The organism is Frankia sp. AvcI1 (genome assembly GCF_001420875.1).
GTDB classification, from domain to species: Bacteria; Actinomycetota; Actinomycetes; order Frankiales; family Frankiaceae; genus Frankia; species Frankia alni.
In genome coordinates, this window is record NZ_LJFZ01000038.1 from 17620 (window position 1) to 33639 (window position 16020).

Sequence of the window (16020 nt, forward strand, 5' to 3'; positions counted from 1 at the left end):
CACGGGCACGGCCCGACCATGCGGCCACGGCCGGACCAACGAACCGGCGGTGCCGCGCAACCGCCGGACGGTGGCCGGTCAGTCGCGGCGCAGTGCGGCGATCACCGGGGCGAACGCCTCCAGCGCGGGCTGCAGGACGGTGACGTAGGTGATGCCGAACCGTTCACGCAGGCCGCGCACCTGGTCGGCGATCTCGTCGACGGTGCCGACCAGCAGCGCCGGGACCGTGGGGATCTCCTCGGCACTCAGGTACGGCAGCCGGGACGCCCAGGCGGCCAGTGCCGCCTCCCGGTCGTCGGTGACGGCGACATCCTGGACGAGCAGGTTGCGCTCCACCTCGCCGGCCCGGTCGCCGGCGACCTTCTCGAAGAACGCGATCCGCTCGGCGAACGCGGGGCCGGACAGCAGCCGCAGGTTCGCCGGGTTCGCCGGGTCGGCGGCGCCGCCGGTGAACGCGGCGACGTTCGCCCGACGCGCCGCCAGGGTGAGCATCCGGTCCCCGTTGCAGCCGACGACCAGCGGCACCGGCCGCTGCACCGGCTGCGGCGCATGGGCGGGGTCGCCCAGCGCGCCGTACACCGCGTCGATGACCCGCTCGAGGGTGTCGACGCGGTCCCGCGCGGTGCCGAACGGGATGCCGGCGGCGGCGAACTCCTCGGCGACGTAACCCGTGCCGACGCCGAGCTCCAGGCGCCCCGCCGTCAACACGTCGGTGGTCGCCACCTCGCGGGCCAGCAGCACCGGACTGTAGAAGGCCGCGTTGAGGACGAAGGTGCCCAGCCGCAGGCCGGTGGCGGCCCCGGCCGCAACCAGCGCGGGGAACGGTGCGGGCAACCCGAGGTGGTCGGGGATGAGCAGCACGTCGTAGCCCAGCTCCTCGGCCCGGCGGGCAGCCGTCGACCACTCCCCCGGCGCCGAGACCGCGAGCATGTTCACCCCGAACCGGAACGGCCGCACGGTCGACTCCCCCTCTGGCGAGCCTGCCGTCGTCGCGCCGGTTCCCAGGGCTCCCCGCCTGCGCATCCACACCGATCGGCAGCGTCACGATCATCCTACTGCCACCCTACTGCGCCGACGACCGCAGCATGATCGTCTCCTGTCGTGGCCCGACAGGAGCGCTCACCGCATCACGTCCGAAAAAGACCGAGAGCGGCCAGGCGCGGTGTTCTATGGAGTCGTGACAGCGACCCGGCCCGCCCGCACGCGGCCGTGGGTACGGCGGCTTCGCGCCGTCGCCGCCGTCGCCGGTGTGGCGGCCGCCCCGGTCGCCGTCGCCGAGGCGCTGCACTGGCGGGCGTCGCGCCAGCTCCGCGGCCGTGGGCGCGGTCTGCCCGCGAGACGGGGCGCTCAGGCGGTCGTCGTCCTCGGTTTCCCGTCGACCCGTGCGGGCACTCTGCATCCGCTCCAACGCTGGCGCACCGAGATCGGGGTGCGTTCGCTCGCTCCGGACGCGGGCAGCCGGCTGATCTTCACCGGCGGCGGGCCGCCCGGCGCGGTGACCGAGGCGGAGGCCATGGCCGGGTACGCCCGCGATGCGCTCGGCGTGCCCGCGGAGAAGATCCGGCTGGAGACCTCGGCCCGCAACACCTGGGAGAACATCACGTTCGCACTGCCGTTCGTCGAGTCCGCGGACACGGTCGCGATCGCCTCGGATCCGCTGCACGCGGCGCGCGGACGCCGGTATCTGCGCCGGCTGCGGCCCGAGCTCGCCGCCCGGGTCGTCGCCACCGACGACTACCGGTTCCTCGACCACTGGTGGCTCAAACTGCCCATCGCCGGCTACGAGATCGCCCGGGCCGCGGTGCGCGTGGCCCAGCGCCTCGCACCGGCGCGGGCGGCCTGACGTCACCCGGGTTCGTAGAGTCGCGCCATGACACCGCCGGAGGACTCGGTCCGGGCCGATACGTGGATCTGGTGCGTGCGGCTTGTCAAGACGCGCTCGCAGGCGACGGAGGCCTGCCGGGCCGGGCACGTCCGGCTCAACGGCGAGCGGATCAAACCCGCGCACCTGGTCCGTGCGGGCGATGAGATCCGGTTCCGGCTGGCCGGTCGGGAGCGGATCGTCATCATCACGAAGGTGCTGCGCAAGCGGGTCGGGGCGCCGGTCGCGGCCGAGTGCTTCGTCGACCACAGCCCCCCGGTGCCGCGCGACCCGACTCCAGCGGTGGCCGTGCGCGACCGGGGCGCCGGCCGACCGACCAAGCGCGACCGCCGGGTGCTCGAACGGCTGCGCGACCAGCCCCGCCCGCCGGGGCCGCTCTGACCGTCCGGCGGCCCCGACCGTCCGGACGATCGGCGGCCCCGGACGATCGGCGGCCCTGGCAGGTAGGCGGGCCCGGCAGGTCGAGGTCAGGCGTCCCGGCAGGCGGCGGGCTCGGCCGCGGGGTTCGTCGTGGCGAGCTCGCCGGCCACCGCCTTGATGTTCGCCCGCTGGAGATCCGGCAGCGTGGCGACGGGCGGGTAGCCGGGATGGTTCCGCTCGATCACGGCGATGATCGAGTCCTGTTCGGCCGGGGTGACGGTCGCGCCGCCGGGTGAGGCCGGGGCGATCGCCGCCCGGACCAGCTCACGGAACTGGTGCAGGTAGGACCGCTGCCGGGCGATGAGGTCGGCCGGGCGCCCGGGCCCACCGTGACCGGGGTGAAGGGTCACCGCCTGCGGGAATCGGGCCTGCACCTGGTCGAGTTCGCCGAGCCAGCCGCAGGTGTGGCCCTCGATGAGGGCCGGGGTGGCGCCGTTGGAGACGAGGTCACCGACGAACAGGTCGCCGGTGGCCGGGACGTAGTAGACGGTCGCGTCGCTCGACTCGCCGGCGCCGAACTCGGCGGTGGGCACCTGGGTGCCGCCCACGTCGACCGTCGCACCCGGCGCGACGACGTGGTCGGGCAGGGTCAGCCGAGCCGCATAGTCCGAGTGGGGCAGGGCCCGGGTCTGGTCGTAGAAGCCGAGGGGATCGGTGCGCATGACGGCCACGGTGGCCTGGGAGGCGTAGACCGGCGCCGTCGGGAAGGCCTGGTGCAGCACGCNGATCCCGCCCACGTGGTCGGGGTGCGGATGGGTGATCAGGATCGCGGCCACCGGCTGGCCCGTGCGGCGGATGGCGGCCACGGCCTGCCGCGCGTCGGTGAGGGATCGCCCGGTGTCCACGACGAGCAGGCCGGCCGAGGTCCGCAGCCAGAGCGTGTTGACGGACCCCGGGTTCGGCGAGGCGTACCGCCCGACCTGAGCCGCTCCTGCCGCCGAACCCGCTCCCACCGCACCTGCTCCCGCCGATCTGGCCGGGGCCGCCGGCGTCGCCCGGGCCGGACCGTCCGCGCTCGCGCAGCCCGCGGCCAGCGCGACGGCGCAGCCCAACGCCACCGCACCGGCGGACCAGCGGGACCGGCCGCGGCCGGCACGACGGCGTCCGCGCAGACCGGGCACCCGCCGCCACCAGGAGTGCTCCACCGGCTGCGCGGTAAGCCCCACCAGCCATGCGGTAAGCCCCACCGGCCGCGCGGCGTGCCCCGCGGGGCGCCGGGTGTGTCCCGCGGGGCACTGGGTGTGTCCCGCGGGGCACCGCCCGGTGTCACCAGGGGGCGGCCCGGTGTGCTCCGTCTGCGTCCGCGGCCGGCGCCCTCGTCGTCCTGTGTCGATCGCCATCGTCGTCCCGTCGAGGTCGGGCGGCCGCTCCGACCAGGCCGGAGGGACCGCAGGCGGCTCCGATGCGATAGGGAACGATCCCTAACATCGACGCGATACCCAGATACCGCGGGACGAATCACCTCTCGGCGGGCAGGCCGGCCCGTCCCACCGATGGGATCAGAACGACCGCGGTCATCTATGACTTTTCCGTGACCGGGCATACGGGAAGTGCCAACCTCACCTACGCCGGCCCACCTCCGCCGACCCACCTCCGCCGACCCACCTCCGCGGCCCTGCCACCGCCGCACCCGGTCCAGTCACCTCGGGCCGTCGCGAAACGTCGGAGCAATGCCGCCCGCGGCACAAGGATGTTCCAGGCCTCAAGGAGAACCATGGATCGGAAGTGGTGGACGCTGCTGGTNGTCTGCGGCGCCACGTTCATGCTGCTGCTCGACGTGACGATCGTGATCGTCGCGCTGCCCGAGATCCAGAGCGGTCTGGACGCCGGCTTCGCCGACGTCCAGTGGGTCATCGACGCCTACGCCCTGACCCTGGCGGCGCTGCTGCTGACGGCCGGCTCGCTCGCCGACCTCTACGGGCGGCGCCTGCTGTTCGGCATCGGCTTCACGATCTTCACGGCGGGGTCGCTGCTGTGCGGGCTCTCGCAGTCGGCGCTCATGCTGATCATCTCTCGGGGCGTGCAGGGCGTGGGCGGCGCCGTGCTGTTCGCGACGTCGCTGGCGCTGCTCGCCCACAGCTTCCGCGGCCGCGACCGGGGGATCGCCTTCGGGGTGTGGGGCGCGGTCACCGGCATCGCCACGTCGCTGGGGCCCATCCTCGGCGGCCTGATCACCAGCGGGATCAGTTGGCGGGGCATCTTCCTGGTCAACGTGCCGATCGGGATCGTCGCGGTCGCGCTGACGGTGTGNAAGGTCGAGGAGTCGCGGCCGCCGGCGGCGCACCGGCCCGACTGGCCCGGCTTCGCGGTGCTCACCGCGGGGCTGGTCGGCGTGGTCTACGGCCTGATCCGAGCGGGCGAGACGGCCTGGTCGGACACGGGCGTGGTGGTCAGTCTGGCCCTGGGCATCGCGTTCCTCGTCGCGTTCGTCGCCGTGGAGACCAGGGTCGCAAACCCGATGTTCGACCTGTCGCTGCTGCGCACCCCGACGTTCCTCGGCGGGTNGCTGGCCGCGGTCGCGATGAACGGCTCGCTGTTCGCGATGTTCGTCTATCTGGTCCTCTATCTGCAGAACGACCTGGGCTACTCCGCGCTCGGGTCGGGCGTGCGGCTGCTGATCGTGAGTGCGGGCAGCTTCGTCGCCGNGACGGCGGCCGGACGGCTGAGCAGCGTGGTGCCGGCGCGTTGGCTCATCGGCCCCGGCCTGGCGCTGGTCGGCGTCGGCCTGCTGCTCATGGCGGGCCTGGACGCGGGCAGCTCCTGGACGCATCTGATCCCGGGCTTCGTCCTGGCGGGCATCGGCAGCGGGATGGTGAACCCGCCGCTGGCCTCGACGGCCGTCGGGGTGGTGCCGCCGGCGCGCTCCGGCATGGCCTCGGGCGCGAACACCACGTTCCGCCAGATCGGCATGGCGATCAGCATCGCGGCCCTTGGCTCGATCTTCGCGGCTCGGTTGGAAAGCGGCATCAACGGTGCGCTGCGGGGGGTCCCGGCGCTGCGCGGGCAGGGTGGGCAGATCGCCGACACGCTGCGCCGCGGCGACGCCGACCAGCTCTTCGCCGCCACCCCACCGAGCGCCCGCGGCCCGCTGGCCGGCGCGGTCAAGGCCGGCTTCGCGGGTGCGATCAACGACCTGCTCATCGTCACCGGGGTCGTCGCGCTCGTGGGCGCGGTCTGCGCGCTCCTCCTCATCCGCCGCAAGGACTTCGTCGCCCAGGGCCCCGTCGATCCCACTCCGGCCGGCGGCAGCTCGGCCGGCAGCAGCTCGGCCGGCGGTGCCAGCACGGACTCCCGGGCTCCCTCGGCCGTCGGCTCGCAGCCGCGACCGGGCGACTGACCGCTGCGGCGTTGCCCGTCGTCCGGCCGGATGACGGGCCCGATCAGCGGATGGGGTCGGGGATGACCGCGACCGGGCAGCGCGCATGGTGCACGCACTGGTGGGCGACCGAGCCCAGCAGCAGGCCGGCGAAGCCGCCGTGACCACGGCTGCCGAGCACGAGCAGCCGGGCGTCGACGGCCTCGGCGAGCAGGCTCTGCGCCGGCCCGCCAAGCGCCAGCCGGGTGTCGAGGGTGACGGCCGCCGGCCCCTCGTCCGCCGGTGCCCTGGCGGCCAGAGCCCGGGCCGGCATGGCCCGGGCGGGCAGCCCCCGGTCGGGCAGTCCGCTGGTGACACAGTCGTCGAGGACGGCGTGCGCGGCCTGTTCGAGCGCCGCCCGGTCGCGGGCGGCGCGGTGACCGGGTGGCAGCAGCGGGGTGGGCTGCCAGGCGTGGACGACCCGCAGCGGTGCCGCGTGCAGCGCCGCCTGCCCGGCGGCCCAGCGCAACGCGGCCAGCGACGCCGCCGACCCGTCCACGCCGACGAGCACGGGCCGGTCGTCGTCGTCCTCGGCGGCCCGGCCGTCCGCCCGGACGACGACGACCGGCCTGGTCGCCTGGTGCAGGCAGGCCGCGGCGACCGACCCGACGAGGTAGCGGCGCAGCCGACTGGTCCCCCGGTAGCCGACGACGATCATGTCCGCGCCGGCGCCGGCCGACAGCAACGCCTCGACCGGGTCGGCGTAGACGGCCCGCTCGGTGACGGGCACCGGGCGACGCGGATCCCGAGTCCGCTGGACGCATTCCCGCAGCAGCGCCAGGGCGGTCCCCTCGACCGTGTGGGGACCCGGCGCGTAGGCGCGGTCGAGCACCTCGCGCGGGCAGTCGTCCGCCGTCCAGGCGAGGATCGCCTCGAGACGGTCCCCACGCAGCCACGCCTCCCCGGCGGCCCAGCGCAGAGCCGCGTCGGCGTCCCTGGATCCGTCCACTCCCACCACGACGCACCCTGACACGGAAACTCCAGATCCCCGGTAGCCGGCTCCGGTGTTCTCTCCTCCAGGGTGCCCGCCGCGGCCCGGGTCGGCGAGTGCGCCCCGGCCCCCGCGGGGGATCCGAACGGCCCGCCGTCGTCGGTGCGTTCGGCCGCCGAGTCCTCCCCGTCCGGGGGATACCGCGCCGCCGGCGGACAGCCGCGGCTGGCCCGATCGGGGCAGGCCGTCCACCACCCGCCCCGATCGGGTGGGGCAGCGGTCCGCTCGGGGGCGTGGTTCGGCGACGCGGCCGGTGACGCCGGTGTTCACGACGGACGCCCTGGCAGCAGGGGGTGGCGCGCCGCCGGGGACCGATCCGCGGCCGGCACGGTGCGGATCGCACGGGAGGAAGTGCTCCACGATGCGCGCCCAAGGTCCCTGTGCGCCGGGGCGCGGCGAGGCCGACCATGGCAGGTGACGTGACGACCCAGGAGGCTGCCCGATGAGGGTGCGCGAAGTGAGGACGACGCGGGTGCACGTCGTCGAGGCTGTGGGTCGAACCGGGCAGGCCGGGCGGGCGCGAGCCGCCGCGGAACCGTCCGCGCCGACTCCGCAATCCCGATGACGTGGCGCCCACCACGGACGGATGGCCCCCGCCGGGACCCGCGACCCGTCCTCACCGGGAACGCCTCGGCCGCGATCCGGATGTTGACCGCCGCCCGTCGCGGATCGGTTATCGTCCTGGAAGCATGGAGTCCGAACGGGACCTCGCGCCGGCCGGCGCAGGGACCTCCGGGGCGGCCTGCGGGCAGAGCTCCCCGCCCGGGTCGTCGGGAGACCTGATCTTCCCCGCTGTCGCTCGGCTCGAACTGGACGAGCTTCTCTCCCAGCTGGTGGAGCGGGCCCAGGATGTGCTGGCCACCCAGGGCCGGCTGCGCGGTCTGCTGCGGGCCAACCGCATGGTCACCGCCGACCTCAGCCTCNACGTGGTGCTGCGCCGCATCGTCGAGTCCGCCTGCGAGCTGGTCGACGCCCGCTACGGCGCGCTCGGCGTCATCGCCCGCGACGGTCACCTCGAACAGTTCATCCATGTCGGGATGGATCCGGGCCGCGTCGAGGCGATCGGCCGGACCCCTCGCGGCGACGGGGTGCTCGGCCTGCTCGTCGCCGAGCCGGGGCCGGTGCGCCTCGACGACATCGCCGATCATCCTCGCGCCGTCGGCTTCCCCGCCGGGCACCCGCCGATGCGGGCCTTCCTCGGCGTGCCGATCAGGGTCCGCAACGAGGTCTTCGGCAACCTCTACCTGACCGAGAAGCGCGGCGGGCGGATCTTCACGGCCGAGGACGAGGAGCTCGTGCTGGCGCTGGCCGCCAACGCCGGCGTGGCGATCGACAACGCCCGCCTGTTCGGCGAGGCCCAGCACCGTCAGCAGTGGTCGCAGGCCTCGGCGGACATCACCCGCCACCTGCTGGCCGACGGCGACGACCCGTTGGAGCTGATCGTCCAGCGAGCCCGCGACGTCGCCCGGGCGGACACGACGGCGCTGGCCCTGTGCGACCCGACGGCGCGGGAGCTGTCCTTCGACGTCGCCGAGGGCAACGACGCCGACCTGCTGCGCGGCCTGCGGGTCCCGCTGGAGACGTCGCTGGCCGGCCGGGCGGTGCACGACCGGGCCCCGCTCGTCGTCGCCGATGTGCGCACGCTGGGCGGCTCCGAGATCGACAAGCTCGACGTCGGCCCCATCATGATCGTGCCGCTGATCGCCTCGCAGGTCACCTCCGGGGCGTTGATCCTCGGCCGGCGCCGCGGCGGCGTCCTGTTCAGCGACGAGGACCTCGAACTCGCCGCCGCGTTCGCCGCCCACGTCGCCCTTGCCCTGGAACTGGCCCGCTCACGGGCGGCCCGGGGCCGGCTGTCCCTGTTGGAGGACCGCGACCGGATCGCCCGCGACCTGCACGACCACGTGATGCAGCGCCTGTTCGCGGTGGCGATGGGCCTGCAGGGGCTGGCCGCCAGCGAGGAGNGGGCGGCGCGCGCGGAGCGGATGAGCACCTACGTCGAGGACCTCGACGAGACGGTGCGGGAGATCCGCCAGACGATCTTCGAGCTGCGCGGGCGGGCCACCCCGGCCACGGGCAGCGGGCTGCGGGCGCAGATCCTGGGGATCATCGACGACATGGCCGGGGCCTTCGGCTTCACCCCGCGGCTGCACCTCGACGGCCCCGTCGACACGGCGATCGACGCCGCCGTCGGCGACCATCTCATCGCCGTGGTGCGCGAGACCCTGTCGAACGCCGCCCGCCACGCCCACGCCCGCGCCGTCGAGGTGACGGTGGCCGTCGCGGACGGCCGGGTGAGCGTGGACGTGGTGGACGACGGGGTCGGCATGGGACCGACGACGCGGCGCAGCGGACTGGCGAACCTGCGCGGGCGGGCCGAGACCCTCGGCGGAACCTTCGCCGTGGAGCCCGGCCCGGCCGGCGGCACCCGGGTGCGCTGGTCGGCGCCCCTCGGCTGAACCGGCGCCACTCGGCTGAACCGGCGCCACTCGGCTGAACCGGCGCGCCGCGTCCGGTCAGGCGCTGCCGCTGCCCGCCGCCGCGCCGGAGACGGCGGCCGCGTCGGACTCGACCTCCTCGTCGGCGAACTCGTTGTCACGGAACTCGCCGTCCCGCCGCAGGCCCGCGTCCGTGGTGGCGCCGCGGGCGGGGGCGTCGCTCGTGGTGGTGTGGTGCGGGCGGGTGCCGGCGGCGGCCTCGGCCTGCTCGGCCTGGCGGGCCGCCATCGCCGCGCCCTGCGCGGCCAGCATCATCGACACCGGCTTGCCGCGCTCGGCCCGCAGCCGGTTGCGGCGGTTGAAGAACGGCCGACCGACCGCGGTGAGCACGATGCCGACCGCCGCGTAGACGCCGATCACCGTCGCGCCGTGGCCGATCCCCGGCCCGGCGTCGTAGACGACACCGCGCAGCACGTCGAGCACACCGGTGCCGAACACGTACGGGTGCAGCCACTTGAAGGGCTCCGGCACGAACGCGGCCGGGAACGCCCCGCCCGACGACGGGATGTTGAGGAACACGAACAGGATGAGCGCCGCGCCGGTGACGAACCGGCCGATGAAGTAGGACAGGCCGTTGACGACCAGGCCGACCGCGATCGCCGTCGTCCAGCCGAGCAGCCACAGCGACAGGAAGTGGCCGTGCACGGCGCCCACCACCGGACCGGCGAACAGCGTGCCGAGCAGCGAGAACACGAACCCGGAGCCGACGATCAGGCCGAGGCGGACGTGGTGCTTGAGCGTCTGGCCCATCATCCCGATGAACATGCCGACCATGTAGCCGGCGATGGTCCAGACCAGCGCGAGGTAGAAGCCCGAGGTGCCGTAGGAGTCGTGCTTGGGCAGCGGGGCGAGGTCGTCGACGGCGAGGGTGGTGCCCTCGGCCGCCGCCACCGGGGCGAACGTCTGCTGGACGACCTCGGCGAGCTGGAACTGGGCGCCGCTGGCGATGAGCAGCCGGGCCGGCTGGTTCGCCGCGCCGGGGGTGAAGGCCGCCGCCAGGTCGCCGTCGCGCACGTCACCGCGGGCGGCGTCGACCGAGCCCACCGTCGACACCGACAGCATGCCGTCGCTGGTGCCCGCCAGCCGCTCGGCGAGGGTCGCCGCCGCCGGGCCGGTCCCAACCACCGCGACCTTGACGTCCTTCGGCGCCGGCTGGTGGAAGGCGTTGATGTAGCACAGGCAGAAGGCGATGACGAAGACCAGCGGCAGCCACAGCTGCAGGCCGATCATCTGCACCGGCGGCGAGAGCCGGGAGTACTGGCGCCGGAAGCGCATCCACGGGCCGAGCCCGGTCGAGGGCGCCCCGCTGGACGCCGATGTCTCCGCTGTCATTGGTCACTTTCCCGCGCGTGAAAGTCCGATGGGGGTGCAGGACCAGCAGGCCGGCCGCTGTGCCCGGGAGGACGCCGGGGGTCGGTTCGCTGGGGGAGGTTCGACTGGTGGTCGCGGTGAAACTTTAGCCCAAATATGAGACTGAGTCCAACATCTGAGTCGAGATGCCAGATCTGGTATCCTCGACCCGTGGTGAAGAACCCCGCGGCAGTCCCCGCCGACGCCGCAACCCCCTCGCGGGGCACCGATCTGCGCAGCAGGACGAGGCGGGCGTTGCAGGCGGAGATCACGGCCGTCGCCTTCGACCTGTTCGACCGGCAGGGCTTCGAAGCGACGACGATCAACCAGATCGCCGCCGAGGCAGGCCTGTCGCGCAGCAGCTTCTTCCGCTACTTCGCCACCAAGGAGGACGTCGTCCTGCTCGGGGTGGAGGAACGCGGCCTGGTCCTGCGCGACGCGCTCGCCGGCCGCCCCGCGGACGAGACGCCGTGGCAGGCGCTGCGCCAGGCGCTCAACGCGATCATCGGCGTCAACGCCGAGAACCCCGAACGGGCCCTGCGGCTGTCCCGGATGATGGTCGATACGCCGTCGCTCCAGGGCCGCCAGCTGCAGCGGCAGAACAGCTGGCAGCGGCTGCTGGCCCCCGAGCTCGCCCGGCGCCTCGCCATCGCGCCGACGGACACGGCCGACCCGCGCCCCCGCGCGCTGGCCTCGGCCGCGCTCGGCTGCTACGACGCCGCCCTGACGGTCTGGCGCGACTCCGACGGGACGGCCGATCTCGCCGCCCTGCTCGACCGGGCGATGTCCGTCCTGACCGGCTGACCCCGCCCGCCGAGCCGACGGGGCTCAGGCAGGAAGCGCGCCGGGGTCGTAGTCGTGGAGCCAGGACGTCGCACTCTCGTAGACGCGGGGAAAGACGACGGGCATGATCACGTTACGCATCCGTCGGGCGATCGGTCCGGCGGTCTTGACGTCTCGGTTGCGGGTCGCCTCCTTCGCCATCCTGTCGACCCTGGCCCGCCGCTGACGCTCGTAGCCGTCGAGCGCCCGTCCGCCGGCGCCCTCGGCGTGCAGGTGCTGGGCCAGGGCGACGGCGTCCTCGAGCGCCATCGACGCCCCCTGCCCGGCGCCGACCGGGTGAGCGGCGTCACCGACGAGCACGAGTCGGTCGCCATGGTGGCGCGGCACCCGCGCGAGCACGTGGTGCAGCGTGGCGCCGTGGATCTGCCGGGTGGCGCGCAGGATCTCCACCGCCCGCGGCTCGGTGCGGTAGGTGTCGAGGAGGTCGCCGAGGCCGATGGCGTGCACGTCCGCCGGGCGCGGGCCGCTGACCTGCGCCGACCACCAGACCGACCCGTCCGGAGCGCCCAGATGGAGGAAGACGCCACGGCGAGCGAAGATCATGTTGAAGGTGNCGGTGTCGACACGCAGGTCGTCCGCGCGGGAGACGCCGCTGACGCTGAACATCGCACCGTAGACCGGCCGCGGGGCGTGCGGGTCGAGCACTTCCCNCACGCCGGACCAGATCCCGTCCGCGCCGACGACCAGGTCGACGCCGCCGTCGAGGCAGGCCCGCACGCGGGCGGCGTCGAACGGGCTGCCGGTCACGATCCGGGCGCCGAGCCGCGCCGCCTCGGCCCGCAGCGCGGCGACCAGGTCGGCCCGCATCAGCGTGACGCTGACCAGGTCGTCCCCGCGGGCCCGGCCCCGCGCCACCTCGCCGAGCGACCTGCCGGCCGACGACCACATCCGCTGCCACGGCACCGCGAACCCGGCCGCGCGCACCTGGGGCAGGCAGCCCAGCACGGCCACGGCGCGCAGGCCGTTCGCCGCCAGGCTCACGAACGACCCGACCGGCCCGGCCGGCTCCTCGTGGGCCTCGTGGACTGTCACCTCAGCGCCGATCCGCCGCAGCGCGATCGCGCTCGCCGCCCCGGCCACTCCCCCGCCGACCACCACGACCCTCATGCCGCCCCTCCCACTGAATCGAGTTTCACCGAATAGAAATTCGGTGAACTGGCGCTCAGTATGATCAGGCGCGAACGGGAACGTCAAACGAGGAGGTCGCGGTGGGCGTGCGCAGGGCGAGGGCGGCCGAGACCGAGCTCGCGCTCAAGGAGGCGGCGCGTCGGCTGTTCGTGGAGCGCGGCTACCTCAACACGAAGATCAGCGACATCACGGCCGCGGCCGGGCGCGCCACCGGCTCGTTCTACGACCACTTCGCCGGCAAGGAAGAGCTGCTCGCGGCGCTGCTGGCGGACCTGCGCGGAGCGGCGTCCGCGGAGATGCGGCGCTCGGAACACCCCCGCGACCATGACCTGACCGACCGGGACCAGCTCCACGACCATCTCGCCGTGGCCTGGCGGGTCATGCGGGAGAACCTGCCGGTCGTCGTCGCGCTGCACGAGGCGTCGTTGACCGGCGGGCACGCCCCGGACCAGGCCTGGCGCAGCCTCGTCACCGAGACGGACATGCTGCGCGACCATCTGGAGTACCTGCGCGAGAGCGGGCACGAGCTACCCGGCGATCCCATCCTGCTCGCCGCGGCGATGGGCGGCCTGCTGTCCACGCTGGCGCTCGCCCTGCTGCGCTCGCCGACCCCGGCTTACTCCGACGCCGAGGTGCTGGACACCCTGACGACCCTGCTGCTCAACGGCCTACGCGGCGCGCCGACCGATCCGCCGTCGGACGCCTGACCGACGCCGGCCCGCCTGCGCGGGAGGCGGTTGCGGTGCGTTGTGCACCGTCCGCAGGCTCAGACCGCGCACAACGCACCGCACGGCGCGGTCCGCCCCGCGCGGAGCTGGTCAGGGGTGCGTGGGCACGCCGTCGACGGACACCGTCACGCGCTCGTCGTAGAAGCAGACCAGGCCGGTGATCCGGGCGCTCTCCGGCAGCGGGGTGNGGTAGGTCCACACGACGTCGTCATGGCGCCGGCCGTCGACCTCCACCGAGAAGTACTCGGCGCTGCCCTTGTACGGGCAGTGCGTGCGGGTGTCCGAGGGANGCAGCAGCTCCTGGCGGACGTCGACCAGGGGCAGGTAGTAGCGCGGCACCAGGCCGGTCTCGAACAGGACGACCGGACGGTGGGACTCGGCGACGACCACCCCGTCGATCTCGACCCGGACGTGCCGGGAGCTGGGCAGCGCGTCGATGCGGGTGTAGGGGCTGCGCNGATGGACGTAGACGGGCTCGTCCTCCTCCAACCAGCGGTCCATCGCCTCCCAGTCGAGGCGGACCAGGTCCCGCAGTCCCTCCAGTGGGGACTGCGGGTACGCCCAGGCCGCCGCCGGCGCGGTCCGCCCCTCGACGACCACGTCGTAGTAGACGGCCTCGCCGCGGCTCGGGGAGTGCTCCGTGCGGGCGGTGGGGACCAGCTCGGCGACGACGTCGGCCCGCGGCAGGTAGTAGGCGGGATAGTGCGGGTTCTCCCAGACCAGCGCCGGGCTGGTGGTGTCGACGACCAGCCGCCCGGCGAGGTAGGCCCGGACCCGCTTGCGCCCCTGCTCCAGCCGGACCCGGCCCCGCGCCTGCTGCGTCGTCATCGGACAGCCTCCCGTCTGTTCGGCGCTCCCGCGCCGGCCCCCGGCGAGCCCGTCGCCGCCGCGGCTCCGGGCGTCATCGGCGCCGTTGAGGAGCAACCGGCGACGGGTCGGGAGCCTTCCCGCGCCCCGGTCGGCGCCCGCCAGGGCGCGCCGGCGCCGTGAACGGCGGCCTCCCGGGCGGGCTGGTCCGCGGCCGGGGTCGTGGCCCGTGTGGGCGGGGCGAACTCGGCGGCCAGCAGGGCGACGTCGTCGCTCAGCGTCGCCTCGGTCCAGCGCCCCAGGGCCGCGACGAGGTCGGCCAGTCCCGCGTCGAGCCGGCGCGCCGGCCCGAGGGCGGCCTGGGCGGCGGGCAGCACCGGGAAGAACTCCCGGGTGTGGGGACGGCGGGCCTCGGCCAGGCCGTCGGTGTAGAACAGGATCCGGTCGCCCGCGACGAGGTGGCTGCGCACGACGGTGGTGCCGGTCGCGCCGAGGCCGAGCGGGGTGCGTCGGCCGGTGGCGGCGAGCAGCCGGGGCGCGCCCCGGCGCAGCAGCACCGGGTCGGGATGGCCCGCGTTGACCAGCTCCAGGCGGACGCCGTCGATCTGCGCGAACACGGCGGTGACGAAGTCCTCCGGCCCGCCCGAGCGGACCACCTCGGCGTCGAGGGCGGCCACGATCTCCTCCGGGTCGGCCAGGTGACGGGCGAGGACCCGGAAGGTGGCCGTCACCCGGCTGGCGAGCCGGACGGCGTCGAGGCCCTTGCCCCGGGCGTCACCGACGAGGATCCGCACCCCCCAGCGGGTCTGCGTCACCTCGTAGAGGTCCCCGCCCACTCGGGCCTGCGCGGCGGCGCTGTCGTAGTTCACGGCCAGGCGCAGATCGCCCAGGCGGGCGGGGACGACGCCGAGGATGGCCCGCTGCGCCACGTCGGCGACCCGGGTGACGTCGCGCAGCCGCACCTCGCGCCGCTGCCGGTCCCGGCTGGCGGCGACCGCGATGGCGCCGCCCGTCGCGATCACCGCCAGCCGGATGATCTGGGCGACGAGGCTGTCGTGGCCGACCCCGGTGTAGTAGCCCAGCGGAATGGCCTGCAGCGCGCCGAACACCAGCGCCGCGGCGAGCAGCGGGCTGATCACCAGACTGGTGATGATCACATAGCGCCGGTCGCCGGTGAGGTCCATGACGACCACGGCGAGCAGGACGACCAGGGGGATGAGCGACCGCCCCCAGCTCGCCTCGGACGCGGGCAGCGGCCGCCGCACGGCGCCACGACGGTTCACTGACTTTCGGTCACGAATCACTACGACGAGTATGCGCGCCTGCGCCGCGGCGAGCACGCCCGAACAAGGGCGAGGTTGCGCCAAGTGACACGTCGACGGACGAAAATCCGCAATGGTCATCGGCCCCCGGATGCGCGAGTCTGGCGGGACGGTAGCCGGCGTGGCGCCGGGCTGTCGGCGTCACCGCACGTCGGGGCCCAGCGACTTCCGCCCGAGCGATCAGCGCCTCGACCGTCCCCTGGAGGGCACCACCATGCAGATCACCGCCGCCGTCGCGCACGCCAGTGGTGGCCCGCTGGGGATCGAGACGCTGGAGCTGGACGACCCCCGCCCGGACGAGATCCTGGTCCGGCTGGACGCGACCGGGTTGTGCCACACCGACCTCGCGATCCTGGACCAGGTGCCGCTGCGCTGGCCGGCCGTGCTGGGCCATGAGGGGGCCGGCGTCGTGGTGCGGGTAGGCGCGTCCGTGCGGGCTCTGGNGCCCGGCGACCACGTCGTTCTGGTCGCCGCCTCCTGCGGGGACTGCGCGAGCTGCCGAGGCGGCCAGCCGTCCTACTGCCTGTGCTACCAGAGCCTCAACCTGGGCGGCGGGCGTCGACCGGACGGATCCTGGACCCATCGCCAGCACGGCAGGCCCGCCTTCGGCANCTTCTTCGGCCAGTCCTCGTTCGCGACGTACGCGCTGGCCACCGAGCGCAACGCGGTCCGCGTCGACGCCGACCTTCCCCTTCA

At 74.4% G+C, this 16020-nt stretch carries 11 protein-coding genes and 14 pseudogenes; 13 read left to right on the forward strand and 12 right to left on the reverse strand.

Features of this window, described 5'->3' with window-relative positions:
• Positions 1 to 78 precede the first annotated feature (78 nt).
• Entirely contained in the window at positions 79 to 957 is an 879-nt protein-coding gene (locus tag UK94_RS27855; RefSeq protein WP_197537219.1) for a TIGR03621 family F420-dependent LLM class oxidoreductase, read from the reverse strand.
• A 220-nt stretch (positions 958 to 1177) separates the two neighbouring features.
• On the opposite strand from UK94_RS27855, the gene UK94_RS27860 reads away from it, so the two are divergent.
• Both UK94_RS27860 and UK94_RS27865 read left to right on the forward strand, forming a co-directional pair.
• Positions 1178 to 1843, forward strand: coding sequence for a YdcF family protein (locus UK94_RS27860; protein ID WP_157734472.1), 666 nt, complete (start codon positions 1178 to 1180; stop codon positions 1841 to 1843).
• A 27-nt stretch (positions 1844 to 1870) separates the two neighbouring features.
• Positions 1871 to 2263 (forward strand): RNA-binding S4 domain-containing protein, encoded by a 393-nt coding sequence (locus UK94_RS27865; protein WP_011605859.1) that lies wholly within the window; start codon positions 1871 to 1873, stop codon positions 2261 to 2263.
• A gap of 86 nt (positions 2264 to 2349) precedes the next feature.
• On the opposite strand, the gene UK94_RS27870 is transcribed toward UK94_RS27865, so the two are convergent.
• Together UK94_RS27870 and UK94_RS67845 are read right to left on the reverse strand one after the other, a co-directional pair.
• Positions 2350 to 3026, reverse strand: a 677-nt coding sequence (locus UK94_RS27870; RefSeq protein WP_235490267.1) for an MBL fold metallo-hydrolase, incomplete at its 5' end; no start/stop codon positions are given.
• A gap of 1 nt (position 3027) precedes the next feature.
• Positions 3028 to 3642, reverse strand: a pseudogene (locus tag UK94_RS67845) (MBL fold metallo-hydrolase); the annotation flags it as partial.
• A 404-nt stretch (positions 3643 to 4046) separates the two neighbouring features.
• On the opposite strand from UK94_RS67845, the pseudogene UK94_RS67850 reads away from it, so the two are divergent.
• The 4 pseudogenes from UK94_RS67850 to UK94_RS67865 all read left to right on the forward strand — a co-directional run.
• Positions 4047 to 4552 (forward strand): annotated as a pseudogene (locus UK94_RS67850) (MFS transporter); the annotation flags it as partial.
• Position 4553: 1 nt separating this feature from the next.
• Positions 4554 to 4806: pseudogene (locus UK94_RS67855) on the forward strand (MFS transporter); the annotation flags it as partial.
• A gap of 1 nt (position 4807) precedes the next feature.
• Positions 4808 to 4947 (forward strand): annotated as a pseudogene (locus UK94_RS67860) (hypothetical protein); the annotation flags it as partial.
• A gap of 1 nt (position 4948) precedes the next feature.
• A pseudogene (locus UK94_RS67865) lies at positions 4949 to 5639 on the forward strand (MFS transporter); the annotation flags it as partial.
• A gap of 43 nt (positions 5640 to 5682) precedes the next feature.
• Here UK94_RS67865 and UK94_RS27880 read toward each other — a convergent pair.
• Positions 5683 to 6612 (reverse strand): universal stress protein, encoded by a 930-nt coding sequence (locus UK94_RS27880; protein ID WP_231861142.1) that lies wholly within the window; start codon positions 6610 to 6612, stop codon positions 5683 to 5685.
• 725 nt (positions 6613 to 7337) lie between these two features.
• On the opposite strand from UK94_RS27880, the pseudogene UK94_RS67870 reads away from it, so the two are divergent.
• The 3 pseudogenes from UK94_RS67870 to UK94_RS67880 all read left to right on the forward strand — a co-directional run.
• Positions 7338 to 7571: pseudogene (locus UK94_RS67870) on the forward strand (histidine kinase); the annotation flags it as partial.
• Position 7572: 1 nt separating this feature from the next.
• Positions 7573 to 8612 (forward strand): annotated as a pseudogene (locus UK94_RS67875) (GAF domain-containing protein); the annotation flags it as partial.
• A gap of 1 nt (position 8613) precedes the next feature.
• Positions 8614 to 9107, forward strand: a pseudogene (locus tag UK94_RS67880) (ATP-binding protein); the annotation flags it as partial.
• 57 nt (positions 9108 to 9164) lie between these two features.
• Here the strand turns inward: UK94_RS67880 and UK94_RS27890 are convergent.
• Entirely contained in the window at positions 9165 to 10478 is a 1314-nt protein-coding gene (locus UK94_RS27890) for an ABC transporter permease (RefSeq protein ID WP_055752171.1), read from the reverse strand.
• 192 nt (positions 10479 to 10670) lie between these two features.
• On the opposite strand from UK94_RS27890, the gene UK94_RS27895 reads away from it, so the two are divergent.
• Positions 10671 to 11300 (forward strand): TetR/AcrR family transcriptional regulator, encoded by a 630-nt coding sequence (locus tag UK94_RS27895; RefSeq protein WP_235490269.1) that lies wholly within the window; start codon positions 10671 to 10673, stop codon positions 11298 to 11300.
• Positions 11301 to 11324: 24 nt separating this feature from the next.
• Here the strand turns inward: UK94_RS27895 and UK94_RS67885 are convergent.
• The 3 genes and pseudogenes from UK94_RS67885 to UK94_RS67895 form a co-directional block, all read right to left on the reverse strand.
• Positions 11325 to 11892 (reverse strand): FAD-dependent monooxygenase (locus tag UK94_RS67885; RefSeq protein WP_235490271.1); only part of this gene is annotated, 568 nt, incomplete at its 5' end.
• A 1-nt stretch (position 11893) separates the two neighbouring features.
• A pseudogene (locus tag UK94_RS67890) lies at positions 11894 to 11989 on the reverse strand (hypothetical protein); the annotation flags it as partial.
• Between the two features lies 1 nt (position 11990).
• A pseudogene (locus UK94_RS67895) lies at positions 11991 to 12533 on the reverse strand (NAD(P)-binding protein); the annotation flags it as partial.
• A 14-nt stretch (positions 12534 to 12547) separates the two neighbouring features.
• Here UK94_RS67895 and UK94_RS27905 point away from each other — a divergent pair.
• A complete protein-coding gene (locus UK94_RS27905) occupies positions 12548 to 13174 on the forward strand; it encodes a TetR/AcrR family transcriptional regulator (RefSeq protein WP_011605868.1) in 627 nt (208 codons plus the stop codon).
• Positions 13175 to 13383: 209 nt separating this feature from the next.
• On the opposite strand, the pseudogene UK94_RS67900 reads toward UK94_RS27905, so the two are convergent.
• From UK94_RS67900 to UK94_RS27915, 4 genes and pseudogenes are all read right to left on the reverse strand, one after another.
• A pseudogene (locus tag UK94_RS67900) lies at positions 13384 to 13484 on the reverse strand (DUF427 domain-containing protein); the annotation flags it as partial.
• A gap of 1 nt (position 13485) precedes the next feature.
• Positions 13486 to 13652 (reverse strand): annotated as a pseudogene (locus UK94_RS76585) (DUF427 domain-containing protein); the annotation flags it as partial.
• A 1-nt stretch (position 13653) separates the two neighbouring features.
• Positions 13654 to 14023: pseudogene (locus UK94_RS67910) on the reverse strand (DUF427 domain-containing protein); the annotation flags it as partial.
• On the reverse strand, positions 14020 to 15285 hold the full coding sequence (locus tag UK94_RS27915) for a PP2C family protein-serine/threonine phosphatase (RefSeq protein WP_235490274.1): 1266 nt from the start codon (positions 15283 to 15285) through the stop codon (positions 14020 to 14022). The gene UK94_RS27915 and the pseudogene UK94_RS67910, both read right to left, overlap by 4 nt.
• Positions 15286 to 15538: 253 nt before the next feature.
• On the opposite strand from UK94_RS27915, the gene UK94_RS67915 reads away from it, so the two are divergent.
• A partial coding sequence (locus tag UK94_RS67915; protein ID WP_235490276.1) for an alcohol dehydrogenase catalytic domain-containing protein occupies positions 15539 to 15767 on the forward strand: 229 nt, incomplete at its 3' end.
• A gap of 1 nt (position 15768) precedes the next feature.
• Positions 15769 to 15935, forward strand: a pseudogene (locus tag UK94_RS67920) (alcohol dehydrogenase catalytic domain-containing protein); the annotation flags it as partial.
• Positions 15936 to 16020: the final 85 nt, after the last annotated feature.

Excerpts from the sequence above, each read along its gene's own strand:
- UK94_RS27865 (WP_011605859.1), top strand. The coding sequence starts at position 1,871 with ATGACACCGCCGGAGGACTCGGTCCGGGCCGATACGTGGATCTGGTGC.
- UK94_RS27890 (WP_055752171.1), bottom strand. The coding sequence starts at position 10,478 with ATGACAGCGGAGACATCGGCGTCCAGCGGGGCGCCCTCGACCGGGCTC.